The sequence below is a fragment of the Pseudomonas sp. MRSN 12121 genome, from assembly GCF_000931465.1.
In the GTDB taxonomy this organism is placed as follows: Bacteria; Pseudomonadota; Gammaproteobacteria; order Pseudomonadales; family Pseudomonadaceae; genus Aquipseudomonas.
This window is the reverse complement of the sequence record NZ_CP010892.1, coordinates 112,759-127,171: the sequence shown is the minus strand read 5'-3', so window position 1 is coordinate 127,171 and position 14,413 is coordinate 112,759. Positions and strand designations below refer to the sequence as shown.

At 56.6% G+C, this 14,413-nt stretch carries 8 protein-coding genes, 2 tRNA genes and 2 rRNA genes; 6 read left to right on the top strand and 6 right to left on the bottom strand.

Annotation, left to right across the window (positions count from 1 at the left end; genetic code table 11):
* Positions 1 to 95 precede the first annotated feature (95 nt).
* The 4 genes from TO66_RS00610 to TO66_RS00595 all read right to left on the bottom strand — a co-directional run bounded on the left by TO66_RS00610 (position 96) and on the right by TO66_RS00595 (position 5,019).
* Positions 96 to 2,988, bottom strand: a 23S ribosomal RNA gene (locus TO66_RS00610).
* A gap of 250 nt (positions 2,989 to 3,238) precedes the next feature.
* A tRNA-Ala gene (locus TO66_RS00605) sits at positions 3,239 to 3,314 on the bottom strand.
* Positions 3,315 to 3,340: 26 nt separating this feature from the next.
* Positions 3,341 to 3,417 (bottom strand) — tRNA-Ile (locus tag TO66_RS00600).
* A 65-nt stretch (positions 3,418 to 3,482) separates the two neighbouring features.
* A 16S ribosomal RNA gene (locus tag TO66_RS00595) occupies positions 3,483 to 5,019 on the bottom strand.
* Together the 16S and 23S rRNA genes with 2 tRNA genes alongside form the textbook arrangement of a ribosomal RNA operon.
* Before the next feature lie 136 nt (positions 5,020 to 5,155).
* Here TO66_RS00595 and TO66_RS32140 point away from each other — a divergent pair.
* Complete coding sequence (locus TO66_RS32140; protein ID WP_256242176.1) at positions 5,156 to 5,542, top strand: hypothetical protein; 387 nt, start codon at positions 5,156 to 5,158, stop codon at positions 5,540 to 5,542.
* Positions 5,543 to 5,664: 122 nt separating this feature from the next.
* Here TO66_RS32140 and TO66_RS00590 read toward each other — a convergent pair whose 3' ends face one another.
* Positions 5,665 to 6,885 carry a CaiB/BaiF CoA-transferase family protein gene (locus TO66_RS00590; RefSeq protein ID WP_044460491.1) on the bottom strand — a complete coding sequence of 407 codons (1,221 nt, stop codon included), beginning with the start codon at positions 6,883 to 6,885 and terminating at the stop codon, positions 5,665 to 5,667.
* Between the two features lie 13 nt (positions 6,886 to 6,898).
* Complete coding sequence (locus tag TO66_RS00585) at positions 6,899 to 8,080, bottom strand: acyl-CoA dehydrogenase (protein WP_044460490.1); 1,182 nt, start codon at positions 8,078 to 8,080, stop codon at positions 6,899 to 6,901.
* 157 nt (positions 8,081 to 8,237) lie between these two features.
* Between TO66_RS00585 and TO66_RS00580 the strand changes: the two genes are divergently transcribed.
* The 5 genes from TO66_RS00580 to TO66_RS00560 all read left to right on the top strand — a co-directional run bounded on the left by TO66_RS00580 (position 8,238) and on the right by TO66_RS00560 (position 14,159).
* The gene (locus TO66_RS00580; RefSeq protein ID WP_044460489.1) at positions 8,238 to 9,137 is read left to right on the top strand and encodes a LysR family transcriptional regulator; all 900 of its coding nucleotides are present in this window, start codon (positions 8,238 to 8,240) and stop codon (positions 9,135 to 9,137) included.
* Between the two features lie 451 nt (positions 9,138 to 9,588).
* On the top strand, positions 9,589 to 10,710 hold the full coding sequence (locus tag TO66_RS00575; protein ID WP_044460488.1) for a Re/Si-specific NAD(P)(+) transhydrogenase subunit alpha: 1,122 nt from the start codon (positions 9,589 to 9,591) through the stop codon (positions 10,708 to 10,710).
* A 15-nt stretch (positions 10,711 to 10,725) separates the two neighbouring features.
* Positions 10,726 to 11,049, top strand: coding sequence for an NAD(P) transhydrogenase subunit alpha (locus TO66_RS00570; RefSeq protein ID WP_044460487.1), 324 nt, complete (start codon positions 10,726 to 10,728; stop codon positions 11,047 to 11,049).
* The gene (locus TO66_RS00565; protein WP_044460486.1) at positions 11,049 to 12,485 is read left to right on the top strand and encodes an NAD(P)(+) transhydrogenase (Re/Si-specific) subunit beta; all 1,437 of its coding nucleotides are present in this window, start codon (positions 11,049 to 11,051) and stop codon (positions 12,483 to 12,485) included. The genes TO66_RS00570 and TO66_RS00565 overlap by 1 nt, the downstream gene beginning before the upstream one ends.
* Before the next feature lie 180 nt (positions 12,486 to 12,665).
* Positions 12,666 to 14,159, top strand: a complete 1,494-nt coding sequence (locus TO66_RS00560; RefSeq protein WP_044460485.1) for an acetyl-CoA hydrolase/transferase family protein — start codon at positions 12,666 to 12,668, stop codon at positions 14,157 to 14,159.
* Positions 14,160 to 14,413 lie beyond the last annotated feature (254 nt).

Genomic DNA, 14,413 nt, shown 5'->3' with positions numbered 1-14,413 from the left:
CTAGGTGCTTTGTGAGCAATGCGAACTTTCGGTTCTTGCGTCTTCACACACCGCAATCTGGTCTCTTTCGAGTTCGCAGATTGCTTGGGTGTTATATGGTCAAGCCTCACGGGCAATTAGTATCGGTTAGCTCAACGCCTCACAGCGCTTACACACCCGACCTATCAACGTCGTAGTCTTCGACGGCCCTTTAGGGAACTCAAGGTTCCAGTGAGATCTCATCTTGAGGCAAGTTTCCCGCTTAGATGCTTTCAGCGGTTATCTTTTCCGAACATAGCTACCCGGCAATGCCACTGGCGTGACAACCGGAACACCAGAGGTTCGTCCACTCCGGTCCTCTCGTACTAGGAGCAGCCCCTCTCAAATCTCAAACGTCCACGGCAGATAGGGACCGAACTGTCTCACGACGTTCTAAACCCAGCTCGCGTACCACTTTAAATGGCGAACAGCCATACCCTTGGGACCGGCTTCAGCCCCAGGATGTGATGAGCCGACATCGAGGTGCCAAACACCGCCGTCGATATGAACTCTTGGGCGGTATCAGCCTGTTATCCCCGGAGTACCTTTTATCCGTTGAGCGATGGCCCTTCCATACAGAACCACCGGATCACTAAGACCTACTTTCGTACCTGCTCGACGTGTCTGTCTCGCAGTCAAGCGCGCTTTTGCCTTTATACTCTACGACCGATTTCCGACCGGTCTGAGCGCACCTTCGTACTCCTCCGTTACTCTTTAGGAGGAGACCGCCCCAGTCAAACTACCCACCATACACTGTCCTCGATCCGGATAACGGACCTGAGTTAGAACCTCAAAGTTGCCAGGGTGGTATTTCAAGGATGGCTCCATGAGAACTGGCGTCCCCACTTCAAAGCCTCCCACCTATCCTACACAAGCAAATTCAAAGTCCAGTGCAAAGCTATAGTAAAGGTTCACGGGGTCTTTCCGTCTAGCCGCGGATACACTGCATCTTCACAGCGATTTCAATTTCACTGAGTCTCGGGTGGAGACAGCGCCGCCATCGTTACGCCATTCGTGCAGGTCGGAACTTACCCGACAAGGAATTTCGCTACCTTAGGACCGTTATAGTTACGGCCGCCGTTTACCGGGGCTTCGATCAAGAGCTTCGCGTTAGCTAACCCCATCAATTAACCTTCCGGCACCGGGCAGGCGTCACACCCTATACGTCCACTTTCGTGTTTGCAGAGTGCTGTGTTTTTAATAAACAGTCGCAGCGGCCTGGTATCTTCGACCGGCATGGGCTTACGGAGCAAGTCCTTCACCCTCACCGGCGCACCTTCTCCCGAAGTTACGGTGCCATTTTGCCTAGTTCCTTCACCCGAGTTCTCTCAAGCGCCTTGGTATTCTCTACCCAACCACCTGTGTCGGTTTGGGGTACGGTTCCTGGTTATCTGAAGCTTAGAAGCTTTTCTTGGAAGCATGGCATCAACCACTTCGTCACCTAAAAGGTAACTCGTCATCAGCTCTCGGCCTTGAAACCCCGGATTTACCTAAGATTTCAGCCTACCACCTTAAACTTGGACAACCAACGCCAAGCTGGCCTAGCCTTCTCCGTCCCTCCATCGCAATAACCAGAAGTACAGGAATATTAACCTGTTTTCCATCGACTACGCTTTTCAGCCTCGCCTTAGGGACCGACTAACCCTGCGTCGATTAACGTTGCGCAGGAAACCTTGGTCTTTCGGCGTGGGTGTTTTTCACACCCATTGTCGTTACTCATGTCAGCATTCGCACTTCTGATACCTCCAGCAAGCTTCTCAACTCACCTTCACAGGCTTACAGAACGCTCCTCTACCGCATCACTTACGTGATACCCGTAGCTTCGGTGTATGGTTTGAGCCCCGTTACATCTTCCGCGCAGGCCGACTCGACTAGTGAGCTATTACGCTTTCTTTAAAGGGTGGCTGCTTCTAAGCCAACCTCCTAGCTGTCTAAGCCTTCCCACATCGTTTCCCACTTAACCATAACTTTGGGACCTTAGCTGACGGTCTGGGTTGTTTCCCTTTTCACGACGGACGTTAGCACCCGCCGTGTGTCTCCCATGCTCGGCACTTGTAGGTATTCGGAGTTTGCATCGGTTTGGTAAGTCGGGATGACCCCCTAGCCGAAACAGTGCTCTACCCCCTACAGTGATACATGAGGCGCTACCTAAATAGCTTTCGAGGAGAACCAGCTATCTCCGAGCTTGATTAGCCTTTCACTCCGATCCACAGGTCATCCGCTAACTTTTCAACGGTAGTCGGTTCGGTCCTCCAGTCAGTGTTACCTAACCTTCAACCTGCCCATGGATAGATCGCCCGGTTTCGGGTCTATACCCAGCGACTAAACGCCCTATTAAGACTCGCTTTCGCTACGCCTCCCCTATTCGGTTAAGCTCGCCACTGAATATAAGTCGCTGACCCATTATACAAAAGGTACGCAGTCACAGAACAAAGTCTGCTCCCACTGCTTGTACGCATACGGTTTCAGGATCTATTTCACTCCCCTCTCCGGGGTTCTTTTCGCCTTTCCCTCACGGTACTAGTTCACTATCGGTCAGTCAGTAGTATTTAGCCTTGGAGGATGGTCCCCCCCATATTCAGACAAAGTTTCTCGTGCTCCGTCCTACTCGATTTCATGACTAAGAGACTTTCGCGTACAGGGCTATCACCCACTATGGCCGCACTTTCCAGAGCGTTCCGCTAATCTCAAAGCCACTTAAGGGCTAGTCCCCGTTCGCTCGCCACTACTAAGGGAATCTCGGTTGATTTCTTTTCCTCAGGGTACTTAGATGTTTCAGTTCCCCTGGTTCGCCTCTTGCACCTATGTATTCAGTACAAGATAACCAGCTTATGCTGGCTGGGTTCCCCCATTCAGAGATCTCCGGATCAAAGTCTGTTTGCCGACTCCCCGAAGCTTATCGCAGGCTACCACGTCTTTCATCGCCTCTGACTGCCAAGGCATCCACCGTATGCGCTTCTTCACTTGACCATATAACCCCAAGCAATCTGGTTATACTGTGAAGACGACATTCGCCGAAAATTCGCAATGCTCTTAAGAGCCACTCACAAATTTTACCTTAGCCTGATCCACTACCAGTGAAAGTAGTGTTCAGTCTATCTTTCTATCACATACCCAAATTTTTAAAGAACGATTCTGATAAAGATCAGAAATCAACATTCATCGCCACTTGGGCGGAATGCTCATTTCTAAGCTTTAAACGATGGACACCAATCTGTAATGGTGGAGCCAAGCGGGATCGAACCGCTGACCTCCTGCGTGCAAGGCAGGCGCTCTCCCAGCTGAGCTATGGCCCCGTATCGCTACAGGGTGCACCAGTAATTGGTGGGTCTGGGCAGATTCGAACTGCCGACCTCACCCTTATCAGGGGTGCGCTCTAACCAACTGAGCTACAGACCCAATCGTCTTCTTCAATGAATCAAGCAATTCGTGTGGGAGCTTATGAAGCAGCTGATGTCGTCGATTAAGGAGGTGATCCAGCCGCAGGTTCCCCTACGGCTACCTTGTTACGACTTCACCCCAGTCATGAATCACACCGTGGTAACCGTCCCCCCGAAGGTTAGACTAGCTACTTCTGGTGCAACCCACTCCCATGGTGTGACGGGCGGTGTGTACAAGGCCCGGGAACGTATTCACCGCGACATTCTGATTCGCGATTACTAGCGATTCCGACTTCACGCAGTCGAGTTGCAGACTGCGATCCGGACTACGATCGGTTTTGTGGGATTAGCTCCACCTCGCGGCTTGGCAACCCTCTGTACCGACCATTGTAGCACGTGTGTAGCCCAGGCCGTAAGGGCCATGATGACTTGACGTCATCCCCACCTTCCTCCGGTTTGTCACCGGCAGTCTCCTTAGAGTGCCCACCATAACGTGCTGGTAACTAAGGACAAGGGTTGCGCTCGTTACGGGACTTAACCCAACATCTCACGACACGAGCTGACGACAGCCATGCAGCACCTGTCTCAATGTTCCCGAAGGCACCAATCCATCTCTGGAAAGTTCATTGGATGTCAAGGCCTGGTAAGGTTCTTCGCGTTGCTTCGAATTAAACCACATGCTCCACCGCTTGTGCGGGCCCCCGTCAATTCATTTGAGTTTTAACCTTGCGGCCGTACTCCCCAGGCGGTCAACTTAATGCGTTAGCTGCGCCACTAAGAGCTCAAGGCTCCCAACGGCTAGTTGACATCGTTTACGGCGTGGACTACCAGGGTATCTAATCCTGTTTGCTCCCCACGCTTTCGCACCTCAGTGTCAGTATCAGTCCAGGTGGTCGCCTTCGCCACTGGTGTTCCTTCCTATATCTACGCATTTCACCGCTACACAGGAAATTCCACCACCCTCTACCATACTCTAGCTCGCCAGTTTTGGATGCAGTTCCCAGGTTGAGCCCGGGGATTTCACATCCAACTTAACGAACCACCTACGCGCGCTTTACGCCCAGTAATTCCGATTAACGCTTGCACCCTCTGTATTACCGCGGCTGCTGGCACAGAGTTAGCCGGTGCTTATTCTGTCGGTAACGTCAAAATACTCACGTATTAGGTAAGTACCCTTCCTCCCAACTTAAAGTGCTTTACAATCCGAAGACCTTCTTCACACACGCGGCATGGCTGGATCAGGCTTTCGCCCATTGTCCAATATTCCCCACTGCTGCCTCCCGTAGGAGTCTGGACCGTGTCTCAGTTCCAGTGTGACTGATCATCCTCTCAGACCAGTTACGGATCGTCGCCTTGGTGAGCCTTTACCTCACCAACTAGCTAATCCGACCTAGGCTCATCTGATAGCGCAAGGCCCGAAGGTCCCCTGCTTTCTCCCGTAGGACGTATGCGGTATTAGCGTCCGTTTCCGGACGTTATCCCCCACTACCAGGCAGATTCCTAGGCATTACTCACCCGTCCGCCGCTCTCAAGAGGTGCAAGCACCTCTCTACCGCTCGACTTGCATGTGTTAGGCCTGCCGCCAGCGTTCAATCTGAGCCATGATCAAACTCTTCAGTTCAAACATCTTTGGGTTTTGAGAAAACCCTAAACTTGGCTCAGCAATCGTTGGTTACATCTTTGATTTCTCGCGGAGTAACTTGTGATGCTGATAATCTTTTTGACTATCAGTCTGACTCCACAAGCACCCACACGAATTGCTTGATTCAGTTGTTAAAGAGCGGTTGGTTAAGTCTTTCGTCTCAACCGAGGCGCGCATTCTACAGCAGCCTCTGTATCTGTCAAGCGGTTATTTTAAGAAGTTTTCAAAGTTTCCTTTGCAACTTCAACCACTTGCGCTTCCGATCTCTCGTCAGCGGGAGGCGAATTCTACAGCGTTACACGCTGCTGTCAACACCTCTTTTTCTCCGCTTTCGACCGAGACGATCGAACCGTCAACAAGGCGAAAACTCACTGCCTTATCAACTCCTTCGGGCTTCGATGAACTGAAGCGTGACCGCTGTCGAAAACTGCTTAACTCGTTGAATCTCAAGGAGTTTTATGCTTCGACTGCGCCGGAAGTGGGGCGAATTATAGACCTGTGAAATCTGCCGTCAACCCCTAATTTGCTTTTACTATGAATAAACTTAAAAACACCCCAAAAGGGGTGTTTTCAGGCCTTCTATATAGAGGGGGATCAAATGCTCTCTATATAGAAGAGCAACATTCACAACACGCTCGAGGCTCGCAAGGCATCCACGGACTCAAGCTTAAGCCCCAACACCCGCTGCAGAACCTGGGCGGTATGCTCACCCAATAGAGGAGGAGCATGACGGTACTCGACTGGCGTTTCAGAGAGTCGGATCGGACTCGCCACCTGAGGTACCAATCCCGCCAACGCATGAGGCAGCTCGATTGCCAAGCCACGCGCCTTGACCTGTGGATCCTCAAACATCTGTGCCAGGTCATTGATCGGGCCGCAAGGCACTCCCGCCTGCTCCAGTTCCGCTACCCACTGCGCCGTGCTCTTGAACACCGTGACCTGGCGGATCAGCGGAATGAGCACCGCCCGGTTGGCAACGCGCAGCTTATTGGTGGCAAATCGCGGATCGTCTGCCCACTGCGGCTGACCCGCCACCTCGGCAAACTTGCGGAACTGTCCGTCATTCCCCACGGTGAGGATGAAATCCCCATCGGCGGTAGGAAAGTCCTGATACGGCACGATATTCGGATGAGCATTTCCCAACCGCTTGGGCGCGACGCCAGTCGTAAGATAATTCATCGCCTGGTTGGCCAGACACGCAACCTGCACATCCAGCAGCGCCATATCGATATGCTGGCCTCCGCCGTTCTGTTGCCGGTTCGCCAACGCCGCAAGAATCGCGACCGTCGAGTACAGCCCCGTCAGGATGTCCGTCAATGCCACCCCCACCTTGACCGGCCCAGCGCCTTCGTCCCCTTCGGGACGCCCGGTCAGGCTCATCAGCCCACCCAGCCCCTGGATCATGAAGTCGTAACCGGCACGCTTGGCATAAGGCCCGGTCTGACCGAAGCCGGTGATGGAGCAATAGATCAGGTCAGGGTTGAGCGCCTTCAGCGACTGATAGTCCAGCCCGTAGGCCGCCAGGCCGCCGACCTTGAAGTTCTCGATCAGAATGTCGGACTTGGCCGCCAGCTCGCGCACCAATTGCTGGCCTTCCGGTCGGGTGAAATCAATGGTGACCGACTGTTTGTTACGGTTGGCCGACAGATAATAGGCGGCCTCCGTGGTGTTCTCGCCATAAGCATCCTTGAGGAAGGGCGGCCCCCAGGCGCGCGTATCGTCACCATTGCCCGGGCGCTCGACCTTGATTACCTCGGCCCCCAGGTCCGCGAGTATCTGTCCGGCCCAAGGCCCGGCCAGCACTCGCGACAAGTCCAGCACCCGCAGATGAGACAACGCGCCCATGGTCGCTCTCCTATTAATAGAACGCCTGGATGCCAGTCTGCGCACGCCCCAGGATCAGCGCATGGACATCGTGAGTCCCTTCGTAGGTATTCACCACTTCCAGGTTGACCAGATGACGGGCAATGCCGAACTCGTCGGAGATGCCATTGCCACCCAGCATGTCGCGAGCCATCCGAGCGATATCCAGCGACTTGCCGCAGGAGTTGCGCTTCATGATCGAAGTGATTTCCACCGCCGCCGTCCCTTCATCCTTCATCCGCCCCAGACGCAGGCAGCCTTGAAGGGCGAGGGTGATCTCGGTTTGCATGTCCGCCAGTTTTTTCTGGATCAACTGGGTGGCCGCCAATGGCCGACCGAACTGCTGACGGTCCAGGGTGTACTGGCGTGCCGTGTGCCAGCAGAATTCGGCAGCCCCCAGGGCGCCCCAGGAAATACCGTAGCGGGCAGAGTTCAGGCAAGTGAACGGCCCCTTGAGGCCACGCACGTCAGGGAAGATGTTCTCTTCCGGCACAAAGACGTTATCCATGACGATTTCGCCGGTGATGGAAGCACGCAAACCGACCTTGCCGTGAATCGCTGGAGCACTCAGACCTTTCCAGCCTTTTTCCAGTACGAAGCCACGAATATCGCCGGCATCGTCTTTGGCCCAGACCACGAACACATCGGCGATCGGGCTGTTGGTGATCCACATCTTGCTGCCGGTCAGGCTGTAGCCGCCCTCGACCTTGCGAGCGCGGGTGATCATCGCACCCGGGTCGGAACCATGGTTTGGCTCGGTCAGGCCGAAGCAGCCGATCCACTCGCCGGAAGCCAGCTTCGGCAAGTACTTCTGTTTCTGGGCTTCGGTTCCGAATTCGTTGATTGGCACCATTACCAGGGAAGACTGCACGCTCATCATCGAGCGGTAGCCGGAGTCCACACGCTCCACCTCCCGGGCAATCAGGCCGTAGCAGACATAGTTCAGGCCGCTGCCGCCGTACTGCTCGGGAATGGTCGCTCCCAGCAAACCAACTTCCCCCATTTCGCGGAAAATCGCCGGATCGGTCTTTTCATGGCGGAAAGCTTCGAGCACCCGCGGCGCCAGCTTGCCCTGAGCGAACTGCTCGGCGCTGTCGCGCACCATGCGCTCTTCTTCAGTGAGCTGTTGATCCAGCAGAAGGGGATCGATCCAGTTGAAGCTTGCTTTGCCGCCCATGAGTGAGTCCTCGTGAAATAGATCAAGGTTCGTGGGCTGATCCTAGGCCGGCTTCAACTCCGCGACAAACGAGGATTTCGCATACTGTTGTGCTAATTTCTCACTCCGTAGCAGCCTTCAACGGCTTCCAGCGCCCCAATTAGTGAGATTGCCGTACATGCGCAGAAAGATACCCAGCACTGCCGCACTGATCAGCTTTGAAGCAGCTGCGCGCCACGAGAGCTTTACCAAGGCGGCGCAGGAGCTTTCGCTGACCCAGGGCGCCATCTGTCGACAGATCGCCAGCCTGGAAGAGTTTCTCAGTGTCGAACTGTTCCGCCGCTCCCGGCGCGGCGTAAAGCTGACCGAGGCCGGGCTTTCCTACAGCCGGCGCGTCGCCACTCAGCTGGACGCCGTGGAACGCGACACACTTTCCGTCATGGGCCAACAGGGCGCCAATGTCATCGAGCTGGCCGTCGTGCCAACTTTCGGCACCCAATGGCTGCTGCCTCGCCTCAAGGACTTTCAGCAGCGACACCCGGAAGTCACGGTCAACCTGACCAACCGCACACGTCCCTTTCTGTTTGCCGATACCGACTTCGACGCCGCGATCTATTTTGGCGATGCCGACTGGTCGGGCACGCAATCCCATCGACTGATGGGAGAGAACCCAATGCCAGTGTGCAGCCCAGACACACTGGGCGAACGCGCTCGATTGAGCGCCGAAGAAATTGCCGAACTGCCATTGCTCCAGCAGACCACACGCCCCTATGCCTGGCGTCAGTGGTTCAACGCACAACACCTGAACATCCCCCGAGACATGACAGGCCCGCGTTACGAACTATTCTCCATGCTGGCCCAGGCCGCCATGCACGACATGGGGGTGGCGCTGATTCCACCGTTCCTGATTCAACGTGAGCTGAAGGAGAAACGCTTGGTCATCGCCAATCCCGATGCACTGACCAGCATCAAGGCGTATTACCTGATGATTCCCGAGCGCAAGGTCGAATCGGCGTCTTTACGGGCTTTTCGCGATTGGCTGGTGGAACAGGCACAAGGCTACAGCCTAGAGAAATAGCGGGACCCACATATAAGCTGACCCCGTAGTCAGTAAATTTAAAACCCTACAGATATAAGTAAATGTCGCATTTGAGCAGACTGTATCGACAACCTGAACAACCGTCCTACAAACAGCTAACCACGCGGCTTGTAGGGTTTTATCGGGGCTCATGAGCCCTCATTCACAACGACAATGTGAAAATTGTTTTTTCTCGGTAAAAACTCTTACAAGCCACGATTTACAAGGTATTGAGCCAAATCCTTGCGACATTCGGTCACAGGGTGACTTGTAGTTAATTTTCCGTCACCCGTCATAATTCCTTGAAGGCCGTATTGTTCGCCTGCAAAATGCCGCGCCCCGCCTTGATTCTGGCGGGATCGTGCTGATCGGCCGCCCCAGCCGCACCATCCGCAGTGTGCTGGCCTTCTAAGAAAGATCGAAAGCAATAAGATCAAGCAGGAGATTTGACGTGCACATTGGCGTTCCCCTCGAGACCCAAACGGGTGAAACACGGGTTGCTGCAACCCCGGAAACCATCAAGAAGCTGATCGGCCAGGGTCATAAAGTCACTGTGCAAAGCGGCGCAGGCATTAACGCCAGTGTTGTCGACAGTGCCTATGAAGCAGCCGGTGCAACCATTGGCAGCGCCAACGATGCGTTCGGTGCCGAGCTGATCCTCAAAGTTGTCGCGCCCAGCGACAGCGAGCTGGGCCTGATCAAGAGCGGCACCGTTCTGGTCGGCATGCTCAATCCGTTCAGCAATGAAACCATCGCCAAGATGGCCGAGCGCGGCATCACTGCCTTCGCCCTGGAAGCCGCACCGCGTACCTCGCGGGCCCAGAGCCTGGATGTGCTGTCTTCGCAGGCCAACATTGCCGGTTACAAGGCGGTACTGCTGGCAGCCCACTACTATCCACGCTTCATGCCGATGCTGATGACGGCCGCCGGTACCGTGAAAGCGGCTCGCGTGCTGATTCTCGGCGCCGGCGTGGCCGGCTTGCAGGCCATTGCCACCGCCAAGCGCCTGGGCGCCGTGATCGAGGCTTCGGACGTACGTCCGGCGGTGAAGGAGCAAATCGAATCCCTGGGGGCCAAGTTCGTCGACGTGCCCTACGAAACCGATGAAGAGCGCGAATGCGCCGTCGGGGTCGGCGGTTACGCACGCCCGATGCCCGCCAGCTGGATGCAGCGTCAGGCCCAGGCCGTGCATGAACGTGCCAAGCAGGCCGACATCGTGATCACCACGGCCTTGATTCCCGGTCGCAAGGCGCCGGTATTGCTCAGCGCCGAAACCGTGGCCCAGATGAAGCCAGGCTCAGTGGTCATCGACCTCGCAGCTGCTCAAGGCGGCAACTGCCCTCTGACCGTGGCGGACCAGGTAGTCGTCGAAAATGGCGTGACCATCGTCGGCCCGACCAACCTGGCCGGCGCTGTCGCGGCCGACGCCTCGGCGCTGTACGCCCGCAACCTGCTGGACTTCCTGAAGCTCGTCTTCACCAAGGAAGGTCAGTTCGAGGTCAACCTGGAAGACGACATCGTCGCCGCGTGCCTGATGTGCCGCGATGGCCAAGTCATCCGTAAAAACGCCTAAGCAGGGATTCAGACGATGGAAGAGCTTATCTCCCCCGGTATCTACAACCTGATCATCTTCGTGCTGGCGATTTATGTCGGTTACCACGTGGTCTGGAACGTTACACCCGCGCTGCATACGCCGCTGATGGCCGTAACCAACGCCATTTCGGCGATCGTGATCGTCGGCGCCATGCTGGCCGCAGCCCTGACCGTTACCCCCCTGGGCAAGATCATGGGCACCCTGGCCGTGGCCCTGGCCGCCGTCAACGTTTTCGGCGGTTTCCTGGTCACCCGCCGCATGCTTGAGATGTTCAAGAAGAAAGCCCCGAAAGCCGCACAAGAAGAGGCGCCGAAGTAATGAGCATGAACCTCGTCACGACGCTCTATCTGATTGCGTCGATCTGCTTCATCCAGGCCCTCAAAGGCCTGTCGCATCCAACCACTTCGCGACGCGGCAACCTGTTCGGCATGCTCGGCATGGCCCTGGCGATCGCCACCACCGTCGGCCTGGTGTTCAAGCTCGGCGCGGAGCTGGCCACCGTGGGTATCAGCTACGTGATCGTCGGCCTGCTGATCGGCGGCACCGCCGGTTCGATCATGGCCAAGCGCGTGGAAATGACCAAAATGCCGGAGCTGGTGGCCTTCATGCACAGCATGATCGGCCTGGCAGCAGTGTTCATCGCCATTGCCGCCGTGGTCGAGCCGCAATCCCTGGGCATCGTCAAACAGCTGGGCGACTCGATTCCGGCCGGTAACCGCCTGGAGCTGTTCCTCGGCGCGGCCATCGGTGCCATCACCTTCTCGGGTTCGGTGATCGCCTTCGGCAAGCTGTCGGGCAAGTACAAGTTCCGTCTGTTCCAGGGCGCACCAGTACAGTTCGGCGGCCAGCACAAGCTGAACCTGATCCTCGGCCTGGCCACCCTGGTCCTGGGCGTGACCTTCATGCTCACCGGTAACCTGACTGCCTTCGCCCTGATGCTGGCCCTGGCCTTCGTGATGGGTGTGCTGATCATCATCCCGATCGGCGGCGCCGACATGCCGGTAGTCGTATCGATGCTCAACAGCTATTCGGGCTGGGCCGCGGCGGGCATCGGCTTCTCGCTGAACAACTCGATGCTGATCATCGCTGGCTCCCTGGTCGGTTCGTCCGGGGCGATCCTGTCGTACATCATGTGCAAGGCGATGAACCGCTCGTTCTTCAACGTACTGCTGGGTGGTTTCGGCAACACCGCCGACGCGGGTGGCTCGGCAGGCGCGCAAGAGGCCCGTCCGGTGAAATCCGGCTCGGCCGACGACGCCACCTTCCTGCTGACCAACGCCGACACCGTGATCATCGTTCCGGGCTATGGCCTGGCGGTCGCGCGGGCGCAGCACGCGCTGAAAGAGCTGACCGAGAAGCTGACCCATCACGGCGTGACCGTGAAGTACGCGATCCACCCGGTGGCAGGGCGCATGCCCGGCCATATGAACGTGTTGCTGGCCGAAGCCGAAGTGCCGTACGACCAGGTGTTCGAGATGGAGGACATCAACTCCGAGTTCGGCCAGGCCGACGTGGTACTGGTGCTCGGCGCCAACGACGTGGTCAACCCGGCGGCGAAGAATGATCCGAAGTCGCCGATCGCCGGGATGCCGATTCTCGAAGCCTTCAAGGCCAAGACCATCATCGTCAACAAGCGCTCGATGGCCAGCGGTTACGCCGGCCTGGACAACGAGCTGTTCTACCTGGACAAGACCATGATGGTGTTCGGCGACGCCAAGAAAGTCATCGAGGACATGGTCAAGGCCGTCGAGTAAAACCTGCTCCAGCGCAACATCCGGAACCTCAGCCTTTAGTAGGCTGGGGTTTTTTATTTATTCCAGAAAGCCGACAGAAGGCTCTAAATCAGGGCCTTTCATTCGACCTTTGTCGCGGGGCGTTTTTTTTTGAAATCACTAGACTGCGCTTCTTGCTTCCGTTGCCCGAGATAACAATCCATGTACCGTGATCGTATCCGCTTGCCTTCGTTGTTGGATAAGGTAATGAGCGCCGCCGACGCTGCCGCTCTGATTCAGGACGGCATGACCGTCGGCATGAGCGGCTTCACCCGCGCCGGTGAAGCCAAGGCCGTGCCCCACGCATTGGCCGAGCGCGCCAAGGTAACCCCGCTGAAAATCAGCCTGATGACTGGCGCCAGCCTGGGCAACGACCTCGACAAGCAACTCACCGAGGCCGGCGTCCTGGCCCGGCGCATGCCATTCCAGGTCGACAGCACCCTGCGCAAGGCAATCAACGCCGGCGAGGTGATGTTCATCGACCAGCATCTGTCGGAAACCGTGGAACAACTGCGCAACCAGCAGCTCAAGCTGCCGGACATCGCCGTCATCGAAGCCGTGGCGATTACCGAGCAGGGCCATATCGTACCGACCACTTCGGTGGGCAACTCCGCCAGCTTCGCGATTTTCGCCAAGCACGTGATCGTCGAGATCAACCTGGCGCACAACCCGAACCTGGAAGGCCTGCACGACATCTATATCCCGACCTACCGGCCGACCCGCACACCGATCCCGCTGGTGAAGGTCGATGATCGTATCGGCAGCACCGCCATCCCGATCCCGGCGGAAAAGATCGTCGCGATCGTCATCACCAACCAGGCCGACTCGCCATCCACCGTTTCGACACCAGACAGCGAAACCCAGGGGATCGCCAACCACCTGATCAGCTTCTTCAAGCAGGAAGTGGATGCCGGCCGCATGAGCAACAAGCTCGGCCCGCTCCAGGCTGGCATCGGCAATATCGCCAACGCGGTGATGTGTGGCCTGATCGAATCGCCGTTCGAAGAACTGACCATGTATTCCGAAGTACTGCAGGACTCGACGTTCGACCTGATCGACGCCGGCAAGCTGAGCTTCGCCTCGGGCAGTTCGATCACCTTGTCGAGCCGGCGCAACGCCGATGTGTTCGGCAACCTGGAGCGCTACAAGGACAAGCTGGTGCTGCGTCCGCAGGAAATCTCCAACCATCCGGAAGTGGTGCGCCGCCTGGGCATCATCGGCATCAATACCGCTCTGGAATTCGATATCTACGGCAACGTCAATTCCACCCATGTCTGCGGCACGCGGATGATGAACGGCATCGGCGGCTCGGGGGACTTCGCTCGCAACGCGCACCTGGCGATCTTCGTCACCAAGTCCATTGCCAAGGGTGGGGCGATTTCCAGCGTGGTGCCGATGGTCAGCCACGTCGACCACACCGAACACGACGTCGATATCCTGGTCACCGAAATCGGCCTGGCCGATCTTCGCGGGCTGGCCCCGCGGGAACGGGCCCGGGCGATCATCGACAATTGCGTACACCCGGACTATCGCCAGGCGCTGAATGACTATTTCACCGCGGCTTGCGCCGTAGGCGGCCATACGCCGCACATTCTGCGGGACGCCCTGCGCTGGCACATCAATCTGGAAGAAACCGGGCGCATGCTCGCCGTCTGAGGGGTACAGTCGTGGGCTGGCGCAAGCACAGTGGCGCCAGCTCATCGACACGCTTTCAGCGACCCTAAAAAACTGTACTACTGTACCGGTCTTTTACCCCTTTAAATCCGTACCTTTTTCCAGAGAACACTTGGAAATGCACCTAAATGGTGCCGACAGGTACAGTTGCATCGTTTCCGAACAGTACAGCACCTATAAACAGTTAACTGGTCTCTCACAATACAAATGAACTGTATCTACAGAGACTGGCGCGA